This is a genomic window from Achromobacter sp. SIMBA_011, from assembly GCF_046535435.1.
GTDB lineage: Bacteria > Pseudomonadota > Gammaproteobacteria > Burkholderiales > Burkholderiaceae_B > Achromobacter > Achromobacter dolens.
Genome location: NZ_JAWRWN010000535.1, coordinates 1 through 269, shown reverse-complemented (window position 1 = coordinate 269; position 269 = coordinate 1). Strand labels below are relative to the sequence as shown.

Here is a 269-nt window from a genome sequence, read left to right as displayed (position 1 = left end):
CTACCAGCACCACGTCTTCTTCTGCCTGAACCAGCGCGAACCGGGCGCCGAGCGTCCGAGCTGCGCGCAATGCGACGCGCAGACCATGCAGGAATACGCGAAAAAGCGCGTGAAGGAACTGGGCCTCGCGGGGCCCGGCAAGGTTTGCATCAACAAGGCCGGCTGCCTCGACCGCTGCGAGGAGGGGCCGGTGATGGTCGTGTATCCGGAAGGCACCTGGTACACGTACGTCGATCAGGCGGACATCGACGAGATCGTCGAATCGCACC

The 269-nt window shown here is 64.3% G+C and carries 1 protein-coding gene; it reads left to right on the top strand.

Annotated features, from left to right (window positions below):
• Positions 1-269 (top strand): (2Fe-2S) ferredoxin domain-containing protein (locus SB816_RS32040; protein WP_410548250.1); only part of this gene is annotated, 269 nt, incomplete at both ends.